Genomic DNA, 25,456 nt, shown 5'->3' on the forward strand with positions numbered 1-25,456 from the left:
GCTCATGTCGATGCCCGAGTACCACATGTTCGCCGCTGCCCCCGCACCGGTCGCGCCGTTCTCCCACGCCTGCGAAGCCGATGGCTGGGTGTTCGTCACCGGCCAGTTGCCCATCGAGCCGGGCGATGAGTCCGCGCCCCTGCCCGAGGGCATCGAGGCGCAGACCCACAAGACCTTCGACAACCTGCTGGTGGTGCTGAACGGCCTTGGCCTGGGCCTGGAGAACGTGGTTTCGGCACGCGCCTTCCTCACCGATTTCCACGCGGATTACCAGCGTTTCAATGCGGTGTACGCCAGCTACTTCCCCGAAGGCAAGCGCCCGGCCCGTACCTGCATCGGCACCACCGGCCTGGCCCGCCATGCGCGGGTGGAGATCGACTTCATCGCCAGGCGGCCATGACGGCCACCTACAGCAACTTGCGGTACTGGACGAAGCCCGAGCGCTCGCCGATGCGCTCGTAGAGCAGCTTGGCCTGGCTGTTGCTCTCGTGCGTCAGCCAGTGCACCCGCGAGCAACCCGCCTCACGCGCCTGCTCGTAGACATGCTGGATCAGCCGGCGGCCGACACCGCTGCTGCGCTGGCCGCGCGCGACGAACAGATCCTGCAGGTAGCAGTAGTCGCCCAGCGTCCAGGTCGAGCGGTGCATGACCCAGTGCACCAGCCCGATGGCCTGCTCGCCCTGCCAGGCCAGGGCCGCGCCCATCGGCTCGGCGGGGTCGAGAAAGCGCTGCCAGGTGGCGGCGCTGGCTTCGGCTGGAATGTCGGTCATGTAGAAGCGCTGGTAGCCCTGCCACAAGGGCAGCCAGGCTTCGTGGTCGGCAGCAACTACGGGGCGAATCTCGACGCTCATCGTCCTTCCTCTGTGGGCAGGTGGATCAGTCGTTCATCTCACCACAGAGATCGCGCGCCAGCCAGTGCTCGACCTCGCTCTGCAGCAGGCCGGCCCCGAGCAGGGCGAACAGCTTGCCCAGCGCAGCCTCGCGCGTCATGCCGCCACAGGACACCAGGCCAACCTCGGCCAGGCGACTGCCGGCGGCGTACACACCGAACTGCACATGGCCCTGCGCGCACTGGCTGATCGCCGCCAGCACCACGCCACGCCCGTGCGCCTCGCGCAGCACTTCCATCAGCTCGGCATCGCCGGCAGGGCCGGTGCCGCTACCGTAGCACTCCAGCAACAGGCCCTGGACACCGCTCGCCAGCAGGGCTCGCAGGTGCCCGGCCTGCACGGCGGGGTGCAACGGCAACACGGCGACGTTCACCGCACGGCGAGCCTGGCGATAGTCGATGCGCGCGGTGATGGCCGCCCGCTCGGCCTGGCGCTCGCGGGGCAGCACCTGGAAGGCGTCGAAGGCGTCGCTGCGCAGCTTCGAGCAACGTGCACCGTGCAGCAGGTGGCCGTCGAAGAACAGATGCACCCCCGGCTTCACCCCACGATGCAACGCGCGCATCGCACCGAACAGATTGGGCCAGGCGTCGCCGCCTTCGACACCCGCCGGCTGCATGGCGCCGGTCAGCACCACCGGCACGTTGAAGCCCAGCAACAGGAAGCTCAGCGCCGCCGCGCTGTAGGCCAGGGTATCGGTGCCATGCAGCACCAGCACCGCGTCATGCTCACCCGCCTCGACGGCCTCGACGATCAGGTCGCGCAGGGCCAGCCAGTGGCCAGGGTTCATGTTGGCGCTGTCGATCAGCGGCAGCAGCTCGCGAAACTGCCAGTGCGGCAGCTCGCTGCCATCCTCGCGCGCCTGCTGGTCACGCATGCGCGCCTCGAAACCGGAGGCCGGCGCCAGGCCGTCGGCGCTCATCTGCATGCCGATGGTGCCGCCGGTGTACAGCACCAGGAGTCTTTCTGGGGTAGCCATGGGCTCTCCTCGCAAATCACGGGCATGAACCCCCTCGCAGGGGCTTCAGGCGTACTGGTGGCGACCTCAACAGGCAGCCACCTAATATGACAGGCCAAAAAAAGGGGGCCTCGCCCCCTTTTTTCCGGATCAACTCAACGCTGGAAAACGCGGTCACCGACTTCCGCAGGGTCTGCGGCGTTGCTCGGCTGGCTGCTCCACACAGCGGGGTCGAGGTCCAGATCGGCGAACTGCTTGGCATCGAACACCGGGGACTCGACGCCAGCCTTGATCTGGCTATCGTAGTCGCGCATCAGGCGCACGCCTACCTTGAACAGCAGCGCCAGGGCGATGAGGTTGGCGATGGCCAGCAGGCCCATGGTCACGTCGGCGAAGGCGAACACGGTGCCCAGGTCCTGCACCGAACCCCACAGCACCAGAACCACCACCAGCACACGGTAGACCATTACCGGGGCGCGCTTCTGGCTGAAGAAGCCCAGGGCGTTCTCGCCGAGGTAGTAGTTGTAGATCAGGGTGGTGAAGACGAACAGCAGCAGGGCGATGCTGATGAACACGCGGCCCCACTCGCCGACCACGGCGGCGACGGCAGTCTGGGTCAGGACCACACCGGCCTCTTCCATGCCCGGCTGATAGACACCGGAGAGCAGGATGATCAGCGCGGTGCAGCTGCACAGGATCAGGGTGTCGATGAACACGCTGAGCGACTGCACGATGCCCTGCGCGGCCGGGTGCTTGACCTCGGCGACGGCGGCCACGTTGGGCGCGCTGCCCAGGCCGGCCTCGTTGGAGAACAGGCCGCGCTTGACGCCCATGATGATGGCGGCGCCGATGCCACCGGCAAACGCCGGCTCCAGGCCGAACGCGCTCTTGAAGATCAGCGCGAAGGTGGCCGGCACTTCGGAGATATTCAGGCCGATCACCAGCAGCGCCATGGCGATGTAGGAGAACGCCATGACCGGTACCAGCACGTCGGCGAACTGGGCGATACGCTTGATGCCGCCGAAGATGATCAGGCCGATCACCACGGTCAGGGCGATGCCGCTGACCAGCGTCGGTACGCCGAAGGTGTCATGCAGCGAGCTGGCCACGGTGAACGACTGCACCGCGTTGAAACCGAAACCGAAGGTCGCCAGCAGCAGGATCGACACGACGATGCCTAGCCAGCGCTGGCCGAGGCCATGCTGGATGTAGAACGCCGGGCCGCCACGGTAGGTGCCGTCGGCTTCGCGGCGCTTGTACAGCTGCGCCAGGGAGCACTCGAAAAAGCTGGTGGCCATGCCGACCAGGGCAACGACCCACATCCAGAAGATGGCGCCCGGGCCACCGAGCATGATCGCCACCGAGACGCCGGCGATGTTGCCCGCGCCCACGCGGCCGGCCACCGACAGCATCAGGGCCTGGAACGAGCTGAGCTGACCAGGCTGGCGCTGCAGCGCTTCGCTGAAGATGCGGAACATGCTGCCGAAGTAGCGGAACTGAACGAAACGTGAGGCGACGGTGAAGTACAGGCCGAGACCGATCAGCATCACGATCAGCAGCTTGCTCCAGATGAGGTCATTGAGAAGATCGAGCATGGGAGGCTTTCTCTCTTGTTGTTCTGAATAGGGAATGCGCCCGCCGGGCGGGAGGCGCAATGGTTGGTGAAGGCGCCGCAGGGGACAATTTCGCAGGTCGCGGCGAACTGATGCGAGTTGATGCTAGAATCGCATCTTTCGCATCAGCTGGAGCGGTCATATGTCCGATTCCCTCGGCAGCAACCTGAAACTGCTCTGCAGCCACTACCGCTCGATCGCCGAGGTGTGCCGCAAGCTGGCGATCAACCGCGCCCAGTTCAACCGCTACCTGGCGGGCCAGAGCAGGCCCACCGCGCACAACCTCAAGCGCATCTGCGATTTCTTCGGCGTCGAGCCGTTCGAACTGGCCATGCCGAGCGAGCAGTTCGCCCGCCTGATCGGCGCACGCAGCGGTGATGCGCCCAGCCATGGCGCCAGCGACCCCCTGCTGGAGCTGTTCGCCCCCCTGCGGCGTCAGGCCAGCCCGATGGACCGCTACTGCGGCTACTACTTCGAGTATTCCAACTGCATGTCGGTGCCCGGCCACGTGCTGCTGTCACTGGTGCACCTGCGCGAGGAGCGCGGCAACTACCTGTTCGAGCGCCAGGAACGCCAGGAGCGCCAGGAGCAGACCCGCGGCGGCAGCGAGGACTGGGTGCGCTGCCGCTACCTGGGCACGGCGCTGTTCCTGCAGGACCGCCTGTTCCTGGTGGACTACGAGTCGCTCACCGGCAACGAGATGAGCCAGACCATCCTGATCCCCAGCTTCAAGAGCCGCATCATCCGCCTCAACGGCATCAAGACCGGCGTCTCCAGCGGTGACCGGCGCACGCCGGCCTGCACCCGCGTGGTCTGGCAGTATCTGGGGCACGAGATCAACCGGGTCAACGCCTATCGCCAGTTGATGCTCTACGCACCGGATGACCCACGCATCGACGACGACGTGCGCCAGCGCCTGAGCGGCGCGCAACTGCGTGACGGCCTGTTCGAGATGGAATGAGGCCTTATCGACGCAGCGCCTCCAGGCGCTGCCGCTGCTGGCCCTGCTCGTCGAAGTTCTCCGCCGCCAGCCACAGCTGGAACGCAGTCCGGCAGCCCGGCCACTCGCCGTCGATGATGGAGAACCAGGCGGTGTCGCGGTTGCGCCCCTTGCGCACCATGTGCTGACGGAACAGGCCCTCGCGGGTGAAGCCAAAGCGCTCGGCGGCCCGCTCCGAGCGGGCATTGGCCGCATCGCACTTCCATTCCAGACGGCGGTAGCCCAGGTCGTCGAAGGCATGCCGCGCCAGCAGGTAAATGGCTTCGGTGGCACCGGCCGTGCGCTGCATGGGCGCGCCGAAGGCGACGTGGCCAATCTCGATGCTGCCATCGAGCGCCATGATGCGCAGGTAGCTGAACAGGCCCAGGGCGCGGCCCGTGGCCTGGTCGATCACGGCATAGAACAGCGGATCGCGACTCTCGGCATTGCCCGTCAACCAGGCGTCGAAACTGGCGCGCTCGGTGAACGGACCGTAGGGCAGGTAATCCCACAGCGCGGGATCCGGCCCCTGCAGGGCGCACCAGAGGTCCTCGCCATGACGCGCCACATCCAGCGCCTCGATGCGCACGAAGCGGCCCTGCAGCACGCGCTGGTCCGGCTGCGGACGGGGTTGCCAGTGGGTGAGATCGGTGGTCATCAGAAGAGCTTCCTGTACTGGATGAAGCCGGAGCGGTCGCCAATGCCGTCGTAGAGCATGCGGCCCCGGTAGTTGGTTTCCTGGGTCAGCCAGTGCACGCGACTGGCACCGGCTGCCCGTGCCTCGCGGTAGACGTGCTCGATCAGCGCACGCCCGATCCCGGCACCGCGAATGTGCTCGGCGACATAGAGGTCCTGCAAGTAGCAGTAGTCGCCGCTGGTCCAGCAACTGCGGTGGTAGATGAAATGCACCAGGCCGATCGCCTGGCCCTCCTGCCAGGCCAGCGCAGCGTGCATCGGTTCGGCCGGGTCGAGAAAGCGCTGCCAGGTCACGGCGCTGGTTTCGGCCGCGATGTCAGCCTGATAGAAACGCTGGTAAGCCTGCCAGAGCGGCAGCCAGGCCGCATGGTCGTCGGTGGTTACAGGGCGAATATCGAGCATTGGGCACTCCTTGTGTCTCAGTCGGTTGGATTCATCTGCTGGGCCAGCTCGCGGTCACTGGCACGGGCCGACTCCGCCAGGCCCGCCCGCACGCCGGCCTGGTCGCTGGCCGAACGGTTCTGGCTGAGCTTCCACTTGCCCTCGATGCGACGGATCGGCAGGGCGAAGCCGACGATGGCGCGCAGCATGGCGTCGATGTAGGCGTGCGGTGCGTCGCTCACCGCCCAGGGCCGGGCACGCCCCTGTTCGTGACGCTCGCTGAGGCGGCTGACCAGGCGCAGCAGGCGCTCGGGGTCGTCGAACACCTCGGCCTGCCCCCAGGCATGCACGGCGATGTAGTTCCAGGTCGGCACCACCTTGCCGTGCTCGGCCTTGGCCGGGTACCAGCCGGGATGCACGTAGCCATCCGCGCCACTGAACACCACCAGGGCCTCGGTGCCAGTGGCGAGGTCTCGCCAGTGCGGATTGGCCCGGGCGAAGTGGCCGTAGAGCGTGCCGAACTCGCCTTCGTGCGGCTCCAGCAGCAACGGCAGGTGGCTGGCCTGCAGCCCCTGTTCGCCGGCACTGCTGAGCAGGGCGAGGCCGCTGGCCTGAATCTGCTGGTGCAGGGTGGCCAGGTCGTCCTGGCGAAAAGCGCTGGGGCAGTACATGAGCAGCTATCTCCGATGCGATAGCGCCATGCTAGGCGGGATATTGGTCTGCTGTAAGATCCATTACCGATCATTTCCATGGAGCCAATCAGCCGCCATGAAGCCTTCCGCACCGCTGTCGTTCGACCTCTCCGGCATCCAGCTGCAGGCCGGCCGTGGCCTGGCGCGCCAGCTCTACCAGGCGCTGCGCGAGCGCATCCTCGATGGTCGTCTGGCGGGCGGCACGCGCCTGCCGGCCAGCCGTGAGCTGGCGACGTTGCTGGGCATTTCCCGCAACACCGTGACGCGCGCGCTCGATCAACTGTATGCCGAAGGCTACGTGGCCGGGCGCGTGGGCGACGGCACCTACGTCGCCGAACTGGAGGCGCGCCGCCCGGCACCGCCACCGAGCGCCAGCGCGCTGCCTTGCAACCCGGTCCTGCAGCGCTTGCAGAGCCATCATCTGGCAGTGCCGCCCAGCGGTGCGCCACGCGCCTTTCGCATCGGCGTCCCGGCGTTCGACCTGTTCCCCTTCGACATCTGGGCGCGCCTGCACGCACGTTTCTGGCGCAAGCCCGCGCTGGCGCGCCTGGGCTACGGCGACCCGGCCGGCGACCTGGAACTGCGCCAGCTGATCGCCGCCTACCTGCGCACCGGGCGCGGCCTGGACTGCGACCCGCAGCAGATCGTCATCACCTGCGGCGCCCAGCAAGCCATCAGCCTCTGCGCCCAGCTGCTGGTGCAGGCGGGTGACCGGGTCGCGCTGGAGAACCCCGGCTACCGCGCTGCCGGCCATGCCTTCGCCCTGGCCGGCGCGCAACTGCAGGGCGTGGCGGTGGATGACGACGGCCTGCAGGTCGCGGCCCTGCAACGCATCGACGACTGCCGCCTGGTCTACCTGACCCCTTCGCACCAGTACCCGACAGGCGTGACCCTGTCGCTTGCCCGGCGCCTGGAGCTGCTGGAGTGGGCCAAGCGCGAGGACGCCTGGATCATCGAGGACGACTACGACGGCGAGTACCGCTACAGCGGCACGCCACTGGCGCCGCTGGCAGCCCTGGATCGTCAGCAGCGGGTGATCTACATCGGCACCTTCGGCAAGCTGGTCTTCCCCGCGCTGCGCCTGGGCTACATGGTGCTGCCCGCGGCACTGGCGGAACCCTTTGCCCGTTGCCGGGCGCTGGACATGCGCCATTCCGAAGTCGGCACCCAGGCGGTGATGGCCGAGTTCATCGCCGCCGGGCACTTCCAGCGGCACGTGCGGCGCATGCGCCAGGCCGCCCGGGCGCGGCGCGATGCGCTGCTGCAGGCCTGGCCGCACACGCTGCCCGGCTGTGCGCCGCTGCCGCAGGTGAACGCCGGGCTGCACCTGTGCGTACGGGTCGACAGCCTGATGCGCGAGCGCGAGCTGCTGGATGCGGCACACGCCGCCGGGGTGGAGATGAACGGGCTGAGCGGCTACTGGCTGGAGGACAGCCCGGAGCCCGACGATGAGCGCGCCGGCCTGGTGCTGGGCTTTGCCGCCGTGCCCGAGGCGCAGATCGTCGACGCCGTGGCGCGCCTCAGGCAGGCCTGGCGCTTGTAGAGCACCAGGCCAGCACGCTGCGTTCCACGGCTGCACTGTTTCGCAGCGGCGGATGTATCCGCGATCGGCGGCGTGGGCCATCCTCACAGCCCCGCGAATCGCGGTCACTCCCCCAGACCTGGGGCCTTGCGCTGCAACTGCAGTTCAGGCGCTGGGTCGCGGCTGGAGCGCCTCGCACAGAGTTCGCAGGCAAAAAAAGGGATGGCCTGGGCCATCCCTGAAGGGTGAGGCTGGTGAGGCCTCCTATGAAATCGTATGCGCCAGGTTGTGGATAACCTGACGCCGAAGAACATCAAGCCTCGTTGTCGCTGTTGTAGACGTCGCGATCCAGTTCGTTCTCGCTGCGCGCGACCAGGGCGGTGGTCATCAGGTCGCCCGTGACGTTCACCGTGGTGCGGGCCATGTCGAGGATGCGGTCGATCCCCGCGATCAGCGCCACGCCTTCCAGCGGCAGGCCCACCGAACTCAGCACCAGGCCGAGCATGATCAGGCCCGCGCCGGGGATGCCGGCGGTGCCCACCGAGGCCAGGGTCGCGGTGAGGATGATCATCAGGTACTGGCCGGCGCTCAGGTCGATGCCGAAGGCCTGGGCGATGAACAGCGCCAGCACGCCCTGGTAGATCGCGGTGCCGTCCATGTTGATGGTGGCGCCCACCGGCAGCACGAAACCGGCCACGCCCTGGGATACACCGAGGTTCTTGCGCGCGCACTCGATGGACACCGGCAGCGTGCCGGAACTGCTCGAGGTGCTGAAGGCCACCGCCAGCGCCGGTGCGATGCCACGGAAGAAACGCAGCGGGCTGAGGCGCGCCAGGCCACCGATCAGGCTGCCGTAGACCAGCAGCATATGGGCGATGCTGGCCAGGTAGATCACACCGATCACACCGGCCAGGGGCAGCAGCACCTCGATACCGTGGGAAGCCACCACCCCGGCGATCAGCGCGAACACGCCGATGGGCGCGAAGCGCATCACCAGGTCGGTGAGCTTGTAGAGCACCTCGGCCAGGCTGTCGAATAGGCGAATCGCCGGTGCGGCCTTCTCGCCGACCAGGTTCATGCTCACGCCCAGGGCGATGGCGAAGACGATGATCTGCAGGATGTTGCCTTCGGCGAAGGCGGTCACCGGGTTGGTCGGCACCAGGCCCACCAGGATCTGCACCAGCGACGGCGCCTGCTTGGCCTCTGCGCTGCCGCTGGCGACCATGTGCATGCCCTCGCCGGGGCTGAACAGGGTGCCGAACGCCAGGCCGATGCTCACCGCGAAGGCGGTGGTGATCAGGTAGATGGCGATGGTCTTGACGCTGATGCGGCCGAGCTTGGCGCTGTCGCTCATGGCGGTGATGCCCGCCACCAGCGAGATGAACACCAGCGGCACGATGAGCATCTTGATCGCGTTGAGGAACAGCGCGCCGACCGGGGCCAGCGCCAGTGCACCCGGCTTGTACAGCATGCCGACGACGACGCCGAGTACCAGGCCGACGAGAATCTGCTGCCACAGCGGCACGCGCGCAAGGAGAGAAGGGGAAGCGGTGTTGCTTTGACTCATGTGGTTGTCACCCGGATTGTCATTGTTGTGGGGTCGTCTGCCCGACCTCGGGCACCGCCTGCCGGCAGGCCACGGGGCAGAAAGAAACGCGCCGCACTCGAATGAGTGCGGCGCCGATGTTGCCGGTCGAATCAGCTCTGCAGCGGTACCAGGCGCGGAGCGATCATGTTCTCCGGGCGCAGGATGTCGGCCAGCGTGGCCTCGTCGAGCAACTGCTCTTCACGCACCAGCTCCAGCACACCGCGACCACTCTCCAGAGCGACCTTGGCGATGCGGGTGGCGTTCTCGTAGCCGATGTAGGGATTGAGTGCCGTGATCAGGCCAATGGAGTTCTCCATCAGTGCACGGCAATGCGCCTCGTTGGCGGTGATGCCGTCGATGCACAGCTCGCGCAGCATATCCATGGCGCGGGTCAGCAGGCGGATCGAGTCGAAGATCTTGTAGGCGATCAGCGGCTCCATGACGTTCAGCTGCAGCTGGCCACCCTCGGCCGCCATGGTCAGTGCCAGGTCGTTGCCGATCACTTCGAAGGCCACCTGGTTGACCGCCTCCGGGATCACCGGGTTGACCTTGCCCGGCATGATCGAGCTGCCCGGCTGGCGGGCCGGCAGGTTGATCTCGTTGATGCCGGTGCGCGGGCCGCTGGAGAGCAGGCGCAGGTCGTTGCAGATCTTCGACAGCTTCACCGCAGTGCGCTTGAGCATGCCGGAGAACAGCACGAAGGCGCCCATGTCGCTGGTGGCCTCGATCAGGTCGGCGGCCGGCTTGACCGGATGACCGCTGATCACGCCGAGGCGCTTGACCGCCAGGGCCTGGTATTTCGGGTCGGCATTGATGCCGGTGCCGATCGCGGTGCCGCCCAGGTTGACCTCGTGCAGCAGGGTCGGCGCGAGCATCTTCAGGTGCTGCAGGTCTTCGCCCAGGGTGGTGGCGAAGGCATGGAACTCCTGGCCGAGGGTCATCGGCACGGCGTCCTGCAACTGGGTGCGACCCATCTTCAGCACATGGCCGAACTCCAGGCCCTTGGCCGCCAGCGACTGGATCAGCTTGTCCAGGGCGTTGAGCAGACTCTCGTGACCCAGCAGCAGGCCCAGACGGATGGCAGTGGGGTAGGCGTCGTTGGTCGACTGCGCCATGTTCACGTCGTTGTTCGGGTGCAGGTGCTGGTACTGGCCCTTCTCATGGCCCATGGCTTCCAGGGCGATGTTGGCGATGACCTCGTTGGCGTTCATGTTGGTCGAGGTACCGGCACCGCCCTGGATCATGTCGACCACGAACTGGTCGTGGAACTCGCCCTGGATGATGCGGGCACAGGCGGTGCTGATCGCCGTGTGCTTGGCCGCGCTGAGGTGGCCCAGCTCGCGGTTGGCATCGGCCGACGCCTGCTTGACCATGGCCAGGCCGATCACCAGTTTCGGGTAGTGCGACAGCGTCACCCCGGACAGGCGGAAGTTCTGCACGGCACGCAGGGTCTGGACGCCGTAGTAGGCATCAGCGGGGACTTCGAGGGTGCCGAGCAGGTCTTTTTCGACGCGAACAGATGCAGCAGAGGACATGATAGCGATGACTCTTGGGAAATACGGCGAGTGCCGCGATGCCCATAGAATATGGCCTCATGCCGTCTTGCGACCAATGCCGTTGCTTGCTGCCCTATGCACAATCGGCATAATGTCGACGTGACGTTCGCTGCATTCGCAACGTATGAGCCAGGGTGGACGACGCTTCGCCTGCACAACCTCGCCCGGCAACGGAGACGCGATGAATCTGGAAACCAAATGGCTGGAGGACTTCATCGTCCTGGCCGCCACCCGCAGCTTCTCCCAGGCCGCCGAGAAGCGCTTCGTCACGCAGCCGGCCTTCAGCCGGCGTATCCGCAGCCTGGAGGCCATGCTCGGACTGACCCTGGTCGACCGCTCCTGCACCCCCATCGAACTGACCGAGTCGGGCCGTCTGTTCCTGGTCACCGCGCGCAGCCTGGTGGAACAACTCGGCGAGGTGGTGCGCCATCTGCACAATCTGGAGGGGCAGCGCGGCGAGGTACTGTCGATCGCCGCGGCGCACTCGCTGACCCTGGGTTTCTTCCCCGAATGGATCGCCCGCCTGCGCCGTGAAGGGCTGCCGCTGACCACCCGGCTGGTGGCCACCAACGTCGGTGAAGCGGTGCACTCGCTGCGCGAGGGGGCCTGCGACCTGATCCTCGCCTACTACGACCCTGACGCGGCCCTGCAGATGGACCCGGAGATCTTTCCCTCGCTGCACCTGGGCGCCACCTCGATGCTGCCGGTCTGTGCGGTGAACGAGGCCGGCGCGCCGCTGTTCGACCTCGACGCCGGGCAGAGCGTACCGCTGCTGGCCTACAGCGCCGGCGCCTTCCTCGGCCGCTCGGTCAACCTGCTGCTGCGCCAGCGCGCCCTGCGCTCGACCACCGTGTACGAGACCGCCATGGCCGACAGCCTGAAGAGCATGGCCCTGCAGGGCATGGGCGTGGCCTGGGTGCCACGCCTGTCGGTGACCGCCGAGCTGGCGCGTGGCGAGCTGGCCATCTGCGGTGGCGAACACTGGCAGATCCCCCTGGAAATCCGCCTGTACCGCTGCGCCCTGGTGCGCAAGGCGGCGGTACGCTTGCTCTGGCGCAAGCTGGAGACGGGGGAGCCGGCGCGTGCATGAGGACGCCGAGCAACGCGCCTTGGCCGACGTCAGGACTGACCGACCACGACCTCGCTGATCTGCATGATCGGCACCAGGTCGGTGTAGTTGGCGATGTCCGCGAGAATCTCCTGCGCATGCGGCGCAAAGCCGGCTTGAAAGGCTTCGACGGAGTCCGCATAGACATGACACATGCCGACGTAGGCGGGCGGATCATCGGGCGAGCCACCGGCCACCCCCTTGTCGACGGTGTAGAACAGGCAGGCATCGCCCATCCTGGCTTTCACCAGCGGCATATGCGTGTCGCGGTAGTAGGCGTGGTCGAAACGCGCGCCGGGCTTGTAGGGATACATCACACTGACCTTGATCATCTGGCTCTCCTGAGTGCCTGCAGAACGCCACGGCGACATCGGCCTGGCGCGCAGGGAAAGATAGCTGAAGCAGAAGCTGGCAGACTGCTGCAGCGTCCCCTTATCCACAGCTGACACGCGAGAGACGACGATGGCACACACAAGACCCGGCCTGCGGCTCATCGCGGCGATGGAAGCCTGCAAAGGCCTCATCTCGCTCGTGGTCGCGCTTGGCCTGCATGAGCTGGCCGGGCGCAACCTGCAGCAGGTGGCCGAGGCGCTGGTCAGCCATGCGCATCTGAATCCTGCCAGTCACCTGCCTGGCATTTTCCTGCACGCGGTGAAGTCGCTGCCCGACGTCGACCTGTCACTGCTGGCCATCGGTGCACTGGTCTACGCCGTCATCCGCCTGATCGAAGCCTATGGCCTGTGGAAAGGGCTGCTCTGGACGGAGTGGTTCGCCTTGGCCAGCGGGGCGATCTACCTGCCGTTCGAGGTCTACGAGATGCTGACCCACAGCAGCGCCCTGAGCGCCGCCGTGTTCGTGCTCAACCTCCTCGTGGTCGCCTACATGGCGCGCGTGCTGCTGGTGCAGCGAGGGCAGGCCAGCCACCCACGCTGACGCCCGGCACGACAGAGCGCACGGAATGTGTGCGCTCTGCAGGGGGTGGCGTCAGCCGCGAGCCTTCAGCGACTCACTTGCCCGACTTGATCGACGTCCAGGCGCGGGTGCGCACACGCTCGATCTTCTGCGGCAGCGGCTGCACCACGTACAGCGACTTCTGCATCTCGGCGGTTGGTGTCAGGTCCTGGTCGGCGGCGATTTCCTCGCTCACCAGCTTCATGCCTGGCACGTTGGGGTTGGGGTAACCGAGGAAGTCGCTGATCGGGGCGATGACCTGTGGATCGAGCAGGTGATTGATGAAGGCAAGCGCCTCATCCTTGTTCTGCGCGCTCTTGGGAATGGCCCAGGTGTCGAACCAGATCGGCGCGCCTTCCTTCGGCAGACGCCAGTTGATGACCACGCCGTTACCTGCCTCCTTGGCGCGGTTGGCGAACTGGTAGAAGCTGCCGGAGTAGCCGATGGCCACGCAGATGTCGCCGTTGGCGATGTCGGTCATGTACTTGGCGGAATGGAAGTAGGCCACGTACGGACGCACCTTCAGCAGCAGCTCGGTGACCTTGTCATAGTCGGCCGGATTGGTGCTGTTCGGGTCCAGGCCCAGGTAGTGCAGGGCGATGGGGATGATCTCGCTGGGCGAGTCGAGCATGGCGACGCCGCAGGACTTGAGCTTCTCCATGTACTCGGGCTTGAACACCAGATCCCAGCTGTTCACCGGTGCATCCTCACCGAGGGCGGCCTTGACCTTGTCCGGGTTGTAGCCGATCAGCACGGTGCCGTACATGTAGGGCACGCCGAACTGGTTGCCCGGATCGTTCTTCTCCAGCAGCTTGAGCAGCACCGGGTCGAGGTTCTTCCAGTTGGGCAGCTTGGACTTGTCCAGCGGGGCGAACACGCCGGCCTTGATCTGGGTTTCGAGGAACTGGTTGGACGGGATCACCAGGTCATAGCCGGAGTTGCCGGTGAGCAGCTTGGCTTCCAGCGCCTCGTTGGTCTCGAAGGTGTCCCAGGTCAGCTGGATACCCGACTGCGCCTGGAAGTCCTTGGGCACGGACGGCAGGATGTAGTCCGCCCAGTTGTACACGCGCAGCTCCTTGGCCTGTACCGCACCGCTGAGCAAGGTGGCGCCGCACAGGGCGGCGCCGAGCATCTGTTTGATGGCTTTCATCGTTTCTCACCCCTGAAGTGTCGTTATTGGTCTTTGGGTAAGGTGGACGACGCTTTATCCGTGCACCGAGCGTATGGCGGTGGACGAAAAAGCCTCGTCCACCCTATGCGCCTTCGAAACCTTCCAGCACGTTGACCGCGTTGACGCCGATGGCCTCGACCGCGTAGCCGCCTTCCATGATGAACAGCGTCGGCAGGCCGAGCGCGGCGATGCGCCGGCCCATGCTCAGGTAGTCCGGGCTGTCGAGCTTGAACTGCGAGATCGGGTCTTCCATGTAGGTGTCCACGCCGAGCGATACCACCAGCACCTCGGCGCCGTATTCGGCGATGCGCTGGCACGCCTGCTCCAGCGCCGCGCTCCAGGTCTCCCAGGAGCTGCCCATCGCCAGCGGGTAGTTGAAATTGCAGCCTTCGCCCTCACCCTCGCCCAGCTCGTCGGCGTAACCGAGGAAAAACGGGAACTCCTCGGCGGGGTCGCCATGGATCGAGGTAAACAGCACGTCGCTGCGGCGATAGAAGATGTCCTGCGTGCCGTTGCCGTGGTGATAGTCGACATCGAGGATCGCCACCTTCCTGCGCCCCTGGTCGATGAAGGCCTGGGCGGCGATGGCGGCATTGTTCAGGTAGCAGTAGCCCCCCATCACGTCGGCGGCGGCATGATGACCTGGCGGACGGCACAGGGCGAATGCAGCGCGGGCGCCAGCGGCGATCTCGGCCTGGGCGCTGAGGGCCACCTGGGCGGCGCTGTAGGCGGCCTGCCAGGTGCCGGCAGTGATCGGCGCACCGCCGTCGAAGCTGTAGTAGCCGAGCTGGCCATGCAGGTCACTGGGCATCATCGCGCGCAGGGTGCGGGCCGGCCAGGTGAACGGCAGCAGATCACCCTTGCCGCCCTGTGCCTGCCAGCGCGTCCAGGCGCCCTGGAAGAAGTCGAGGTAGGGCTTGCTGTGGATGCGCTCGATCGGCGCCAGGCCGAAATCCCTGGGCGCATGGACATCACCGAGCTGGCGGTCCCTGACACGCGCGAGGACATGATCGGCACGCTGCGGCTTCTCGAAGCAGGGCATCAGCTGCCCATCGATCAGCTCGCACTTGCCGTGGTGCAGGTGGTGGTCGTCACTGTAGTACGTGAGCATGCAAAGCGCTCCAGGCCTGTTGTTGTGCCTGCATTGTTCGCTCACTCGCGCCGCATCGAGAACGCTGACAATGGCCAAAAGGGGATCGAAATGGCCAAATCTCGCTGTCACCGGGGGACTGATCGTTCCTCGCGCTGCGCGCAGGACGCTACGGCGGCCAGGCAGCGCAAACGGGGATACCTTGGCAGGTACGTCAGTGCCGAGGCTTTTCGCGGCTGAAGCCGCTCCTACGGAATCGAGCCAACCTGTGGCCCGGCGCGCTATGCGCGGAAACGGCTCGGCGGCACGCCGCTCCAGCGCTGGAAGGCATGACGAAAGCTGGCGGTCTCGCTGAAACCGAGCACCTCGGCAATCCGGTACACCGGCCACTGTTCTTCGCCGAGCAGGGCCTTGGCCCGTTCGAAGCGCAGCTCGTCGAGCAACCCCTGGTAGCTGGTGCCCAGCTCCTGGAGGTGACGACGCAGGGTGCGCGGCGAGCAATGCATCTGCTGCGCCAGGCTCTCCAGCCCCGGTGGCTCGGCCAGTTGCGCGGCAAGCAGCTGGCGCACCCGCTCCAGCCACGCCTGGCGGCTGCTGAACTCGGCATTCAGACGGCGGCAGCGCTCGACCATGTCACCGTGGGTGACGCTGTCAGCCAGCGGCAAACGGCGCTCCAGCAAGGCAGCGGGAAAGGCGAAGGCGTTGCGTTGCGCATCGAACCGCAACGGGCAGGGAAAACTGAGTGCATAGCGCGCCACGTAGTCCGGCTGTGCATGGGTGAACTCGGCACCCTCGAGCGCGAGCGGCTGACCGAGCAGCTCGTCACCGATCAGTTTCAGCGAAGCCAGGCACATCTCCACGTTGAATACTTCCAGCGCCTCGGCATCGCGATAACCGCTGGCACAGACCCAGGCCAGTTCGCCCTCGACCTGCAACTCCAGGCGGAAGTAGGTGCCGAGCAGCGCCGGGTACTGCAACAGCAGGCGCCAGGCGTCACCAAAGGTGGCAGCCGACAATGCGGCGTAACCGAGCAGCCCATAGGAGGAAACATGCAGGCTGCGCCCCAACTCCAGGCCCATGTCGGCTCGCAGGGTCAGGGCATTGGCGCACACCTGCAGTTCCTGCACCCGTTTGATGCGTGCGTCCGGGCTGTCCAGATCGGCCGCACCAATGCCGCTTCCGGCCAGCAAGCGAGGGTGCAATTGCGGCTGGTCGGCGAAGCGTTGCAGAACCAGGGAAACGACGTGCAGGGTGGTCAGAGGAGCGTGCAGCATGATGCGTTCCGTGTGCGCAGACGAGCAAAGGAACGCAAGAAACATGCCGCGAGGCGGGCCGAAACCCGCCCGCGCCGGTCAGCGGTTACGCAGGATGGCGTTGATGAAGTCGCCCTGATTCGCTTCTTGCGGATGGGTGGTGAACAGCAGCTGTCCGTCCTTCTCGTGCAGTTTCAGCCCCTCGCCGAAACGGCAGTCGACACCCTTGAGGGTCTTGGCTTCGGCCTTGTAGCGATCATCCTTGCCGCACAGGTAGGCCATCTGGCTGACCACCTCGCCGCAGAAGCTCGGCACGCTGAGGCTCATCAGTTGCTCGTCGGAGAGCGCACTCCAGTTGACCTTGGTGCCCAGCGGGGTCGCGCAGGCCTTGCTCGCTTCGCCGTCCATCTCCTCCAGGCGCGCGCTGTAGTCGGCCACACGCTGCTTGCGGTCGAACGCCGCGAGGCGCGCCTGCAGGCCGTCTTTCTCCTGTTTCTGATAGAGCGCGAGCAGGTCGCCGGTCTTGAGCGACTTGGTCTTGCTCTCGTCATAACTGAGTTCGAAGCCCTGGGTGTTCGGCAGATTGAGCTGGTAGCTCTCGCCGCCCCAGGCACGGCGCTTGTTCAGCAGGTTGTAGTCACGGCCATCGAGGCGGATGCCGTAGTCGCGCTGTTCGTTGCCCAGTTCACGGATGTCGGTGAGGAACACCACTTCATCGAGCGGATGGTTGATGCCGCGCACCTGAACCAGCGCCTGCTTGCCGTCAGCCGACGGCGCCAGCGCCAGGCTTACGCCCTGGCCGGCATCGAATACCTGCGGGTGCTTGGCCAGCTCGACGGCCGAGACGTGTAGGGAAAGCACGGAAAGGGCAAACAGTGAAACGTACTGTTTCATGGCGATACGTCCTTGTAGGAATGACAGGCGCACAGTATAGCCACGCCACTGGCGATGATCTGTGCGCCCGTCCGCGCTCGGCCTGTAGGAAATCTGCCTATCCGAAGCGGTTCTCAATCAGAACTGCAACACGATCCGCCCCTCGATCTGCCCACCGCGCATCTGTTCGAAGATGCCGTTGATGTTGTCGAGTTTGTCGCTGTGCACCGTGGCCTTGACCAGACCCTCGCCAGCGAAGTCCAGCGCCTCCTGCAGATCCGCTCGGGTACCGACGATGGAACCGGTGATGCTGATGGCCTTGAGCACCACATCGAAGATCGGCGTCGGGAAATCGCCTGGTGGCAAGCCGACCAGCGCTACCGTGCCGTGCCGGCGGGCCATGCCGATGGCCTGGCCGAACGCCGCGTTGGACACGGCGGTGACCAGCACGCCATGGGCGCCGCCGATGTCGCGCTGCACCACCTCGGCCGGGTTCTCCTTGCGGGCGTTGATGGTCAGGCTGGCGCCCAGCTTGCGCGCCAGCTCCAGCTTGGCGTCGTCGACATCCACCGCGATCACATGCAGGCCCATGGCGCGGGCGTACTGCACGGCGACGTGGCCGAGGCCACCGATGCCGGAGATCGCCACCCACTGGCCGGGGCGTGCCTTGGTCTCCTTGAGGCCCTTGTACACCGTCACACCGGCGCAGAGGATCGGGGCGATCTCGAGGAAATCGACATTCTTCGGCAGGATGCCGACGTAGTTGGGGTCCGCCAGCACGTATTCGGCATAGCCACCGTTGATCGAATAACCGGTGTTCTGCTGGCTTTCGCAGAGGGTTTCCCAGCCGGTCAGGCAGTGTTCGCAGCAGCCACAGGCGGTGTACAGCCAGGGCACCCCGACGCGGTCGCCCTCCCTGACCCGCGTCACGCCACTGCCCACCGCCGCCACGTAACCAACCCCTTCGTGGCCGGGAATGAATGGCAGGCTGGGTTTTACCGGCCAGTCGCCTTCGGCGGCGTGCAGGTCGGTGTGGCACACACCCGAGGCCTCGATCTTCACCAGAATCTGCCCGGGGCCGGGCAGCGGGATCTTCACCTCCTCGATACGCAGCGGTTCGCCGAAGGCGTGGACGACTGCGGCTTTCATGGTCTGGTTCATGCGCTGTTCCTCTTCCATGCGAGTGTCTCGCCAGTGTGCGCGCCTGACGCCCACGGGCATTGCTCCAGAGCAAGGTTTAGGCGGTTTCCCCGAGGCGCCACGGCTGGCATGACAAACGGTCATGGCAACTGCCCGCCCGCCGTGGCTTTACGGTATACTGCGCGGCCTTCGGCCGGCAGCACCCGGCCAACCGAACATTCACAAGCCACGCTGGCCTGCCCGCGTGGCTTGTTGGTTTTTGACGCGCCCTGCGGGGCACACCTTTGACGCGCCGCGAGGCGCCCGAGATGAAGAGGCACGACGATGAGCGCACTGGTTGGCGTGATCATGGGCTCCAAGTCCGATTGGTCCACCCTTAGCCACACCGCCGAGATGCTGGACAAGCTGGGCATTCCCCACGAGGTCAAGGTGGTCTCCGCCCACCGTACCCCGGACCTGCTGTTCCAGTACGCCGAGGAAGCCGAAGCACGCGGTATCCAGGTGATCATCGCGGGTGCCGGTGGTGCGGCGCACCTGCCGGGCATGTGCGCGGCCAAGACCCACCTGCCGGTGCTCGGAGTACCGGTGCAGTCGTCCATGCTCTCGGGCGTCGACTCGCTGCTGTCGATCGTGCAGATGCCGGCCGGTATTCCTGTCGCCACCCTGGCCATCGGCAAGGCGGGGGCAGTCAACGCGGCGCTGCTCGCAGCCAGCATCCTCGGTCACCAGCACCCGCAGTTCCACGCGGCGCTCAAGCAGTTCCGCGAGGAGCAGACCGAGACCGTGTTGAGCAACCCGGACCCGCGCGAGGCCTGATGCCCATTCCATCAGGGGCTGTGACACGGCGCATTTGAACGCCGGCCGCTGCTCGGAATGCTCATTTACCGGCGTAAACTCCGCTTCCTGCATTGCGGGCAGCGTTCAACTGCTTGGTCTCGCCACCTGCTAAAAAGGGGTTTTGTTATGAAAATCGGTGTGATCGGTGGCGGCCAGCTGGGCCGCATGATGGCGCTGGCGGGGACTCCGCTGGGCATGAACTTCGCCTTCCTCGACCCGGCGCCGGACGCCTGCGCCCAGGCACTCGGCGAGCACATCCGCGCCGACTACGGCGACCAGGACCACCTGCGCCAGCTGGCCGACGAAGTCGACCTGGTCACCTTCGAGTTCGAGAGCGTGCCAGCCGAGACCGTGGCTTTCCTCTCGCAGTTCGTGCCGGTCTACCCGAGCGCAGAAGCCCTGCGCGTAGCCCGTGACCGCTGGTTCGAGAAGTCGATGTTCAAGGACCTCGGCATTGCCACGCCGGAATTCGCCGACATCCAGTCGCAGGCCGACCTGGACGCCGCCGTGGTCAGCATCGGCCTGCCGGCCGTGATGAAGACCCGCACCCTGGGCTACGACGGCAAGGGCCAGAAAGTCCTGCGCCAGCCCGAGGACGTGACCGGCGCCTTCGCCGAACTGGGCAGCGTGCCGTGCATCCTCGAAGGCTTCGTGCCCTTCACCGGCGAAGTTTCGCTGATCGCTGTGCGTGCCCGTGATGGCGAGACCCGTTTCTACCCGCTGGTGCACAACACCCACGACAGCGGCATTCTCGCCCTGTCCATCGCCAGCACCGACCACCCGCTGCAGAAGCTGGCCGAGGACTACGTCGGCCGCGTGCTGGACAAGCTCGACTACGTCGGCGTGCTGGCCTTCGAATTCTTCGAGGTGGACGGCGGCCTCAAGGCCAACGAGATCGCCCCGCGCGTGCACAACTCCGGGCACTGGACCATCGAGGGTGCCGAGTGCAGTCAGTTCGAGAACCACCTGCGCGCCGTCGCCGGCCTGCCGCTGGGCTCCACTGCCAAGCTGGGCGAGAGTGCCATGCTCAACTTCATTGGCGAAGTACCGCCGGTGGACAAGACCATCGCCATCGCCGACTGCCACCTGCACCACTACGGCAAGGCCTTCAAAGCCGGGCGCAAGGTCGGCCACGCCACCCTGCGCAGCGCCGATCGCGCCACGCTGGAGGCGCGCATCGCGGACGTTGAAGCGCTGATCGCCAAGCGCTGAGCGAGCATTTCGCAGCTAAGCTCTTGAACGACGGTGGTCGTTCAAGAGCCTCCCATGAAGTACCTCTTTTCCCTGCTGCCTCTGTTGTTCGCCCTGACCTGTGCCGGGGCTGAGGACGCATTGCGCGTCGACTTCCGCGAACGCCCACCGGAGATGCGCGCAGTCGATGGCATGCCCAGCGGCCCGCTGATCAGCGTGCTGGAGACCGCGGCCGAGCGCATCGGCGTGGACGTGCACTGGCGCCTGGCGCCCTTCCTGCGCAGCCTCGAAGATCTGCGCTCGGGGCGTATCGACCTGGTACCACGCGTGCTGATGACCGAACCACGCAGCGAGTACATCCATTTCCTTCCGAGCATCGGCAGCCAGCAGCTCAACGTGCGCTTCATCGTGCATCCCGGCAGGGAAGGCGAGCTGAACCGTTACGAAGACCTCCATCGACTGTCCGTCGGGGTCAAGCGCGGCACCGCCTACTTCGAGCCCTTCGACAGCGACGGTCAGCTCGATCGCGTCTACGCCAGCGACGATGTACAACTGGTCGCCATGTTCCGCGCCGGCCGCCTCGACGCCATCGCCGTGCTCGACGCGATTCCGATGGAAACGCAGCTCCAGGCCATGAACTTTCGCGACTACAGCTACGCGCACTACGCCCATCAGCAGACCCTGGACAACCACTTCGGCGCATCGCTGGCACGCTATCAGGGCGACCGACACGCACTCTATGACCGCCTTGCCGCCGAACTGGAGCGCATGCGCGCGGACGGCGAGATTGCACTGATCTACCGCCGCTATGGCGTTGCGCCACCCGATGAGGCGAACTGATTGCCCTGCCGGGCTGTCCGATACAGACACTGACTCAAGGAGACCCGCCAATGGGCATTATCGGCACCATCTTCATCGGCCTGATCGTCGGGCTGGTTGCACGCTTTCTCAAACCCGGCGATGACAGCATGGGCTGGATCATGACCATCCTGCTGGGCATCGGCGGCTCCATCGCCGCCACCTACGGCGGCCAGGCACTGGGCATCTACCAGGCCGGCCAGGCGGCCGGTTTCATCGGTGCGGTGATCGGCGCCATCGTTCTGCTGGTAATCTACGGCGCTATCAAGAAGGGCTGAGTAGCCGCCTGGCGGAGCCGGGGGACTCACTCGGTCCCTGCCGGCTCCACCGCCTTCGCCGCCACGAGATACCCCTGCCATGCGCCACCTGCTCCTCTCCCTGCTGCTCCTCTCCAGCCTGGCTCATGCCGAACTGCCGGAAACCGACTGGCTCGACCTGATGCCCGCCGAAGACCGCCAGGCCCTCGAAGACATGCCCGAGATCAGCCATGACAGCCCTGAAGGCGACAGCGCCTTCTACGGTACGGACGGCCTGCGCCAGCAAGACAAGGACCTGCCTGCCGTGATGTATTCGGCCAAGACCGTCGCCGCACTCGACGGCAAGGCCATCCGCCTGGGCGGCTATCCGGTACCGCTGGAAAGCGACGAGAAAGGCAACAGCACCCTGTTCTTCCTGGTTCCCTACCCCGGCGCCTGCATCCACGTACCACCGCCACCGCCCAACCAGCTGGTGCTGGTGCGCTATCCCAAGGGCATTCCGCTCGAGAACATCTACGCGCCCTTGTGGGTCAGCGGCGAACTCAAGGTAGAAACGATCAGCAATGAGCTGGCCGACGCCGCCTACGCCATGGATGCCGGCGAAGTACGCCTGGTGACCGACGAAGACCTCTGACAGACGACCAACCCCGGCCCGGAGCCCAAGCATGAAAGCCGCCACCCTGCTGTTGCTGTGCCTGCTGTCCAGCGTTGCCCTGGCCATGGAACCTGGCGAGCGCCTGGCGCCGTGGACGCTGCTGGATCAGTTCGACGCGCCCTACACCCTGAACGACGAGACCCACATCCTCCTGGTCGCCCGCGACATGGACGGCGCCAAGCTGGTCAACGCCGCGCTGGAAGGCCAGCCCAAGGGCTACCTGGAACAGCGCCAGGCGGTCTTCCTCGCCGACATCAGCCGCATGCCGGGCGTGATCGCCACGCTGTTCGCCGTACCGAAGATGCGCGACTACAACTACCGCATCCTTCTCGACCGCAACGCCCGCATCGCGCCACGCTACCCGGCCGGCGAGGGCGAGGTGCTGTGGTTGCAGTTGGAGGATGGGAAGTTGGTGGAGCAGAAGGTGTTTAAGGAGGCGGGGGCTCTGAAGAGTGCGCTGGAGGCGGTAGAGCCGTAAACCGGAAGGGGCAGCAGCGCAGAAATGCGCCGCTGCCCGTGACGCCTAGCCAGTGAGATCCTTGGCCATGCCTTTGGCCTGATCCAGCCAACCGGGAGATTGCAGCCCTGGCTTAGGATCGCTCTTGCCCACCATATCCATCGCTTGTCCCAGTAGACCACTCATATCACCAGAATCATTGGCAGCCTTGACCGTCTTCACCGCCTCAGCGGCTTTGAAGACGGCTTGCAGCTCTGGCGTAGTAGCGGTTTGCTCGGTAAGCGGTACGGGCAAAGGCATAGCGTTGAGCATAGCAACAACGTCACCAGGCTTTTGAGTAAAGGCCCGTACGGCTTCCACACCCTGCATCATCGGCAATGCGATACCGGTTAAAGGATCAAATGCGCTGATTTCCGGGAAAGCCGGCAGGCCTGGCCTGCCCGTCAGTACGGGCGTAGCCAGCGAGGGCAGGAAAAGGCCGAGCAAGTAACGCGGATTGCGTTTCTTGATCGAGAGCCCGACGCTGGCCAAGGCGATACCCACACCGACCACACGACCGGCAGTCGCCAATACCGACAGGCTTTTGTTCGATTCATTGTCGAAATGCACCAGGCGGTAGCGGAAGTAGTCGGTAAAAGGCTCGCGTTCGCCAAAACCAGAAGAGTTCATGAACCAGGCACGTGAGTCGTGTACCTGCTCGTCGAAAAGCGCGACCAGATCTTGCTCCCCACTTACGATGACGCCCGACTTGGTGAATAGCTCACCATGGCGCTGCGTGCCGTTCTGATAAAGCTCGGCGTATTCCTGAGCTTCATCTTCTTCGTTGATCAGGTAGACAGTGCCACCCAGCAGCATGTTGATGATGCCACCGACGCTGAAGGTGTCTTCGTCGACACCCCAGCTACGATCGTAGTCACGCTTGAACTCGGCGGCGGCACGGCGCAGTTGCCGGTCATCCAACGCTGGCTCGAATGCCTTGTTGGTATTGATGCGCGCATAAGCCTCGGAGCCCCCAACCAACTCGAGATCGGCCTCGCGCTGCTGCTGCTCTTTCGCACTGAGCACCGGCGGTTCCTTGCCTTGAGCCGCTGCGGAATTTTCCGCCAGCTTCTGGGCATGCAGGCGTTTCAGAGCGTCCTGCTGCTCCTCGGTCATGTCCCGACCCTTCACATGGCTGTAAAAGCCCTGCTTGTCGATACCACCGGCATAGCGGTCGATACGCCAGGCCGTGATCAGGGCTTGTTCTCGCTTGATCACATTCTCAAGTGATCCGGCCTTGGCCTGTTTCTGCCAGGCGTTGAAGCGGGAGACAAGTTGTGGGGTGAAGTCGAATTCGTCCCGTGTCTTACCATCCATCTTCCGCCAATCTTCTACCACTTCAGAAATGTCCGCAGGTACTTGCAATGGTGCGCCTGCCGCAAAGGCTGAGCGATACATATGGTGCAGAGGTATCTGCGACAGCAGTTCTCCTTGTCCACCACGGGCCTTGCCCTGATCGCCAGGGGGATAGCCGCCGCCCACATCGGAGTGCATACCCGGATAGACGTATTCCCAGGAGTCCTTGCGATAGGCGGACGCCTTTGTTTCATCACGCTTTCCGTCGGCGTTCTTTTCTCGACGACGAATGGAGTCCAGCGGGAAGCTAGCACGCTGCTCATGGGCGGAAACCAGGTGCACGCAGCGTTTGAGAAAATGGCAATCTTCAGGCAGCCCAGTTGGCATGCAGGCTTGCACCTGGCTTTCGTCCGGCAAACGCATGGTGCCACTGGCCCAGTCCATATGACCGGCGGCGAAAGGCGCGCTATCAGCCAGCCCCACGGCGGCCACGGTATCGAACAGGCCGAGGAACTCGATGGAAATGGGTAGCCCGGCGAAGCGGTATTCGCTGGCCTCGCCGTTTTGCCGGCGCGTCAGCTCCATCAACCAGTTGGCGAAGGTTCGGGCCTGGGCTGCACCTCGGGAAAAGCCATAGACATACAGGCGCAAGGCCAGGATTTCCGGTTTATCGCCTGCGCTGCTGCGTTGCTCCAGCAAGCTGGCCAGCTCGTCCTCATAGGGCTGTATCGCAGCCTGGCGCTTGCGGGCTCCATTTTCCAGTAGCCCACCACTGAGCACGGAGGCGGCCCAGTTAGTGCCCATGGCTTCAACCAGGGCTTGGGTCTGAGCAATAGAAAGCGGCTCCTGGCCTGCCTCCTTGAGGGTTTCCTTCAATGCTGCGATTAAGCGAGTAAGCCCCCAATTGATTCGGTCTTCACCACCACTCGCTCCGATCAGGCCAGCCTGGCTGGGCAGATACTCTTTGATTTCCTCGAAAACAGTGCCCACGCCTGGGCTGTAGTATCGAAAAAATCCTTTTTCCGTTTTCTCGATACTCGCGTGGTACAAACGCGCCACATTGCTCGTGCATATCGGGTCGGCAATCGAGTCCGAAGGCTCGTGATTATTGGTGCCATCGAAGCAAAGGCTGATATGTAGAGCCTTGCAGCAAGGTTCGGGGGCTTCGTCCCCTTGTTTAGCTGCAGCGTCAACTGTCTTACCCCAGGCCTTCTTCTCATCACGATTCTGGCTACGGATATTTCTAGCGACCTCTGATGAATCGATTGGCAAACCCGTACGTTCGAAAGGACGTGCAATCAACACACTGGCAGGTGGTGGGCTCAAGGTTTGGGACATTCCGTATCCTCCATCTTGCGGGGAAAGTTATAGGGGTAGCCGGCAACCCCATAGAAAATATTGTCCGCCG

The 25,456-nt window shown here is 65.1% G+C and carries 26 protein-coding genes; 11 read left to right on the forward strand and 15 right to left on the reverse strand.

The annotated features are described in order from the left end of the window. Positions 1–4: 4 nt before the first annotated feature. Positions 5–400: a RidA family protein gene (locus tag E4487_RS23000; protein ID WP_175254465.1), complete on the forward strand. Its 396-nt coding sequence runs from the start codon at positions 5–7 to the stop codon at positions 398–400. 7 nt (positions 401–407) lie between these two features. Here E4487_RS23000 and E4487_RS23005 read toward each other — a convergent pair whose 3' ends face one another. The 3 genes from E4487_RS23005 to E4487_RS23015 form a co-directional block, all read right to left on the reverse strand. Next, positions 408–851, reverse strand: a complete 444-nt coding sequence (locus tag E4487_RS23005; protein WP_037054000.1) for a GNAT family N-acetyltransferase — start codon at positions 849–851, stop codon at positions 408–410. Positions 852–876: 25 nt separating this feature from the next. After that, positions 877–1,866: an asparaginase gene (locus E4487_RS23010; RefSeq protein ID WP_037054003.1), complete on the reverse strand. Its 990-nt coding sequence runs from the start codon at positions 1,864–1,866 to the stop codon at positions 877–879. 134 nt (positions 1,867–2,000) lie between these two features. After that, on the reverse strand, positions 2,001–3,440 hold the full coding sequence (locus E4487_RS23015; protein ID WP_037054005.1) for a sodium:alanine symporter family protein: 1,440 nt from the start codon (positions 3,438–3,440) through the stop codon (positions 2,001–2,003). A gap of 160 nt (positions 3,441–3,600) precedes the next feature. Between E4487_RS23015 and E4487_RS23020 the strand changes: the two genes are divergently transcribed. After that, complete coding sequence (locus tag E4487_RS23020) at positions 3,601–4,419, forward strand: helix-turn-helix transcriptional regulator (protein ID WP_037054009.1); 819 nt, start codon at positions 3,601–3,603, stop codon at positions 4,417–4,419. Positions 4,420–4,423: 4 nt separating this feature from the next. Here the strand turns inward: E4487_RS23020 and E4487_RS23025 are convergent, their stop codons facing one another. The 3 genes from E4487_RS23025 to E4487_RS23035 are packed head-to-tail and all read right to left on the reverse strand — an operon-like array spanning position 4,424 to position 6,185. Continuing rightward, entirely contained in the window at positions 4,424–5,095 is a 672-nt protein-coding gene (locus E4487_RS23025; RefSeq protein WP_175254466.1) for a GNAT family N-acetyltransferase, read from the reverse strand. Then, positions 5,095–5,535, reverse strand: coding sequence for a GNAT family N-acetyltransferase (locus tag E4487_RS23030; protein WP_175254467.1), 441 nt, complete (start codon positions 5,533–5,535; stop codon positions 5,095–5,097). Before E4487_RS23030 ends, E4487_RS23025 begins: the two co-directional genes overlap by 1 nt. Before the next feature lie 17 nt (positions 5,536–5,552). Then, positions 5,553–6,185, reverse strand: coding sequence for an FMN-binding negative transcriptional regulator (locus E4487_RS23035; RefSeq protein ID WP_175254468.1), 633 nt, complete (start codon positions 6,183–6,185; stop codon positions 5,553–5,555). A gap of 97 nt (positions 6,186–6,282) precedes the next feature. Here E4487_RS23035 and E4487_RS23040 point away from each other — a divergent pair, with 97 nt between their 5' ends. Next, positions 6,283–7,749, forward strand: a complete 1,467-nt coding sequence (locus E4487_RS23040) for a PLP-dependent aminotransferase family protein (RefSeq protein ID WP_175254469.1) — start codon at positions 6,283–6,285, stop codon at positions 7,747–7,749. Between the two features lie 292 nt (positions 7,750–8,041). Here E4487_RS23040 and E4487_RS23045 read toward each other — a convergent pair whose 3' ends face one another. Then, positions 8,042–9,295, reverse strand: a complete 1,254-nt coding sequence (locus E4487_RS23045; protein ID WP_037054018.1) for a dicarboxylate/amino acid:cation symporter — start codon at positions 9,293–9,295, stop codon at positions 8,042–8,044. A 131-nt stretch (positions 9,296–9,426) separates the two neighbouring features. Further along, on the reverse strand, positions 9,427–10,851 hold the full coding sequence (locus tag E4487_RS23050; protein WP_037054020.1) for an aspartate ammonia-lyase: 1,425 nt from the start codon (positions 10,849–10,851) through the stop codon (positions 9,427–9,429). A gap of 202 nt (positions 10,852–11,053) precedes the next feature. Here E4487_RS23050 and E4487_RS23055 point away from each other — a divergent pair, with 202 nt between their 5' ends. After that, entirely contained in the window at positions 11,054–11,962 is a 909-nt protein-coding gene (locus E4487_RS23055) for a LysR substrate-binding domain-containing protein (RefSeq protein ID WP_175254470.1), read from the forward strand. Between the two features lie 29 nt (positions 11,963–11,991). Here E4487_RS23055 and E4487_RS23060 read toward each other — a convergent pair whose 3' ends face one another. After that, positions 11,992–12,312 (reverse strand): EthD family reductase, encoded by a 321-nt coding sequence (locus E4487_RS23060; protein WP_047584351.1) that lies wholly within the window; start codon positions 12,310–12,312, stop codon positions 11,992–11,994. Between the two features lie 130 nt (positions 12,313–12,442). On the opposite strand from E4487_RS23060, the gene E4487_RS23065 reads away from it, so the two are divergent. Continuing rightward, positions 12,443–12,913, forward strand: coding sequence for a DUF2127 domain-containing protein (locus E4487_RS23065; protein WP_175254471.1), 471 nt, complete (start codon positions 12,443–12,445; stop codon positions 12,911–12,913). Between the two features lie 73 nt (positions 12,914–12,986). Here E4487_RS23065 and E4487_RS23070 read toward each other — a convergent pair whose 3' ends face one another. The 5 genes from E4487_RS23070 to adhP form a co-directional block, all read right to left on the reverse strand. Then, positions 12,987–14,081 carry a polyamine ABC transporter substrate-binding protein gene (locus E4487_RS23070; protein WP_037054030.1) on the reverse strand — a complete coding sequence of 365 codons (1,095 nt, stop codon included), beginning with the start codon at positions 14,079–14,081 and terminating at the stop codon, positions 12,987–12,989. 103 nt (positions 14,082–14,184) lie between these two features. After that, entirely contained in the window at positions 14,185–15,213 is a 1,029-nt protein-coding gene (locus E4487_RS23075) for a histone deacetylase family protein (RefSeq protein ID WP_037054032.1), read from the reverse strand. A 260-nt stretch (positions 15,214–15,473) separates the two neighbouring features. Beyond that, positions 15,474–16,466 carry an AraC family transcriptional regulator gene (locus E4487_RS23080; RefSeq protein ID WP_134677546.1) on the reverse strand — a complete coding sequence of 331 codons (993 nt, stop codon included), beginning with the start codon at positions 16,464–16,466 and terminating at the stop codon, positions 15,474–15,476. A 78-nt stretch (positions 16,467–16,544) separates the two neighbouring features. Further along, positions 16,545–17,339 carry a hypothetical protein gene (locus E4487_RS23085; protein ID WP_037054036.1) on the reverse strand — a complete coding sequence of 265 codons (795 nt, stop codon included), beginning with the start codon at positions 17,337–17,339 and terminating at the stop codon, positions 16,545–16,547. A gap of 117 nt (positions 17,340–17,456) precedes the next feature. Then, positions 17,457–18,479, reverse strand: a complete 1,023-nt coding sequence (adhP, locus tag E4487_RS23090) for an alcohol dehydrogenase AdhP (RefSeq protein ID WP_037054062.1) — start codon at positions 18,477–18,479, stop codon at positions 17,457–17,459. 303 nt (positions 18,480–18,782) lie between these two features. Between adhP and purE the strand changes: the two genes are divergently transcribed. From purE to E4487_RS23120, 6 genes are all read left to right on the forward strand, one after another. Further along, the gene (gene purE / locus E4487_RS23095; protein WP_037054038.1) at positions 18,783–19,274 is read left to right on the forward strand and encodes a 5-(carboxyamino)imidazole ribonucleotide mutase; all 492 of its coding nucleotides are present in this window, start codon (positions 18,783–18,785) and stop codon (positions 19,272–19,274) included. A 147-nt stretch (positions 19,275–19,421) separates the two neighbouring features. Then, on the forward strand, positions 19,422–20,507 hold the full coding sequence (locus tag E4487_RS23100; RefSeq protein ID WP_175254472.1) for a 5-(carboxyamino)imidazole ribonucleotide synthase: 1,086 nt from the start codon (positions 19,422–19,424) through the stop codon (positions 20,505–20,507). Between the two features lie 54 nt (positions 20,508–20,561). Beyond that, positions 20,562–21,326: an ABC transporter substrate-binding protein gene (locus E4487_RS23105; RefSeq protein WP_175254473.1), complete on the forward strand. Its 765-nt coding sequence runs from the start codon at positions 20,562–20,564 to the stop codon at positions 21,324–21,326. Positions 21,327–21,376: 50 nt separating this feature from the next. Beyond that, positions 21,377–21,622 (forward strand): GlsB/YeaQ/YmgE family stress response membrane protein, encoded by a 246-nt coding sequence (locus E4487_RS23110; protein WP_047590125.1) that lies wholly within the window; start codon positions 21,377–21,379, stop codon positions 21,620–21,622. Positions 21,623–21,701: 79 nt separating this feature from the next. Further along, on the forward strand, positions 21,702–22,235 hold the full coding sequence (locus E4487_RS23115; RefSeq protein WP_175254474.1) for a DUF3299 domain-containing protein: 534 nt from the start codon (positions 21,702–21,704) through the stop codon (positions 22,233–22,235). Positions 22,236–22,266: 31 nt separating this feature from the next. Further along, on the forward strand, positions 22,267–22,734 hold the full coding sequence (locus E4487_RS23120) for an FAD/FMN-containing dehydrogenase (protein WP_175254475.1): 468 nt from the start codon (positions 22,267–22,269) through the stop codon (positions 22,732–22,734). A 45-nt stretch (positions 22,735–22,779) separates the two neighbouring features. Here E4487_RS23120 and E4487_RS23125 read toward each other — a convergent pair whose 3' ends face one another. Then, positions 22,780–25,386, reverse strand: a complete 2,607-nt coding sequence (locus E4487_RS23125; RefSeq protein ID WP_175254476.1) for a DUF2235 domain-containing protein — start codon at positions 25,384–25,386, stop codon at positions 22,780–22,782. Positions 25,387–25,456: the final 70 nt, after the last annotated feature.

Origin of the sequence: Pseudomonas sp. BMW13 (assembly GCF_013357275.1) — a bacterium.
Classification (GTDB): domain Bacteria; phylum Pseudomonadota; class Gammaproteobacteria; order Pseudomonadales; family Pseudomonadaceae; genus Aquipseudomonas; species Aquipseudomonas khazarica.

Coding starts and splice junctions, on each gene's coding strand:
- E4487_RS23000 (WP_175254465.1), top strand. CDS start 5: ATGTCGATGCCCGAGTACCACATGTTCGCCGCTGCCCCCGCACCGGTC.
- E4487_RS23005 (WP_037054000.1), bottom strand. CDS start 851: ATGAGCGTCGAGATTCGCCCCGTAGTTGCTGCCGACCACGAAGCCTGG.
- E4487_RS23010 (WP_037054003.1), bottom strand. CDS start 1,866: ATGGCTACCCCAGAAAGACTCCTGGTGCTGTACACCGGCGGCACCATC.
- E4487_RS23015 (WP_037054005.1), bottom strand. CDS start 3,440: ATGCTCGATCTTCTCAATGACCTCATCTGGAGCAAGCTGCTGATCGTG.
- E4487_RS23020 (WP_037054009.1), top strand. CDS start 3,601: ATGTCCGATTCCCTCGGCAGCAACCTGAAACTGCTCTGCAGCCACTAC.
- E4487_RS23025 (WP_175254466.1), bottom strand. CDS start 5,095: ATGACCACCGATCTCACCCACTGGCAACCCCGTCCGCAGCCGGACCAG.
- E4487_RS23030 (WP_175254467.1), bottom strand. CDS start 5,535: ATGCTCGATATTCGCCCTGTAACCACCGACGACCATGCGGCCTGGCTG.
- E4487_RS23035 (WP_175254468.1), bottom strand. CDS start 6,185: ATGTACTGCCCCAGCGCTTTTCGCCAGGACGACCTGGCCACCCTGCAC.
- E4487_RS23040 (WP_175254469.1), top strand. CDS start 6,283: ATGAAGCCTTCCGCACCGCTGTCGTTCGACCTCTCCGGCATCCAGCTG.
- E4487_RS23045 (WP_037054018.1), bottom strand. CDS start 9,295: ATGAGTCAAAGCAACACCGCTTCCCCTTCTCTCCTTGCGCGCGTGCCG.
- E4487_RS23050 (WP_037054020.1), bottom strand. CDS start 10,851: ATGTCCTCTGCTGCATCTGTTCGCGTCGAAAAAGACCTGCTCGGCACC.
- E4487_RS23055 (WP_175254470.1), top strand. CDS start 11,054: ATGAATCTGGAAACCAAATGGCTGGAGGACTTCATCGTCCTGGCCGCC.
- E4487_RS23060 (WP_047584351.1), bottom strand. CDS start 12,312: ATGATCAAGGTCAGTGTGATGTATCCCTACAAGCCCGGCGCGCGTTTC.
- E4487_RS23065 (WP_175254471.1), top strand. CDS start 12,443: ATGGCACACACAAGACCCGGCCTGCGGCTCATCGCGGCGATGGAAGCC.
- E4487_RS23070 (WP_037054030.1), bottom strand. CDS start 14,081: ATGAAAGCCATCAAACAGATGCTCGGCGCCGCCCTGTGCGGCGCCACC.
- E4487_RS23075 (WP_037054032.1), bottom strand. CDS start 15,213: ATGCTCACGTACTACAGTGACGACCACCACCTGCACCACGGCAAGTGC.
- E4487_RS23080 (WP_134677546.1), bottom strand. CDS start 16,466: ATGCTGCACGCTCCTCTGACCACCCTGCACGTCGTTTCCCTGGTTCTG.
- E4487_RS23085 (WP_037054036.1), bottom strand. CDS start 17,339: ATGAAACAGTACGTTTCACTGTTTGCCCTTTCCGTGCTTTCCCTACAC.
- adhP (WP_037054062.1), bottom strand. CDS start 18,479: ATGAACCAGACCATGAAAGCCGCAGTCGTCCACGCCTTCGGCGAACCG.
- purE (WP_037054038.1), top strand. CDS start 18,783: ATGAGCGCACTGGTTGGCGTGATCATGGGCTCCAAGTCCGATTGGTCC.
- E4487_RS23100 (WP_175254472.1), top strand. CDS start 19,422: ATGAAAATCGGTGTGATCGGTGGCGGCCAGCTGGGCCGCATGATGGCG.
- E4487_RS23105 (WP_175254473.1), top strand. CDS start 20,562: ATGAAGTACCTCTTTTCCCTGCTGCCTCTGTTGTTCGCCCTGACCTGT.
- E4487_RS23110 (WP_047590125.1), top strand. CDS start 21,377: ATGGGCATTATCGGCACCATCTTCATCGGCCTGATCGTCGGGCTGGTT.
- E4487_RS23115 (WP_175254474.1), top strand. CDS start 21,702: ATGCGCCACCTGCTCCTCTCCCTGCTGCTCCTCTCCAGCCTGGCTCAT.
- E4487_RS23120 (WP_175254475.1), top strand. CDS start 22,267: ATGAAAGCCGCCACCCTGCTGTTGCTGTGCCTGCTGTCCAGCGTTGCC.
- E4487_RS23125 (WP_175254476.1), bottom strand. CDS start 25,386: ATGTCCCAAACCTTGAGCCCACCACCTGCCAGTGTGTTGATTGCACGT.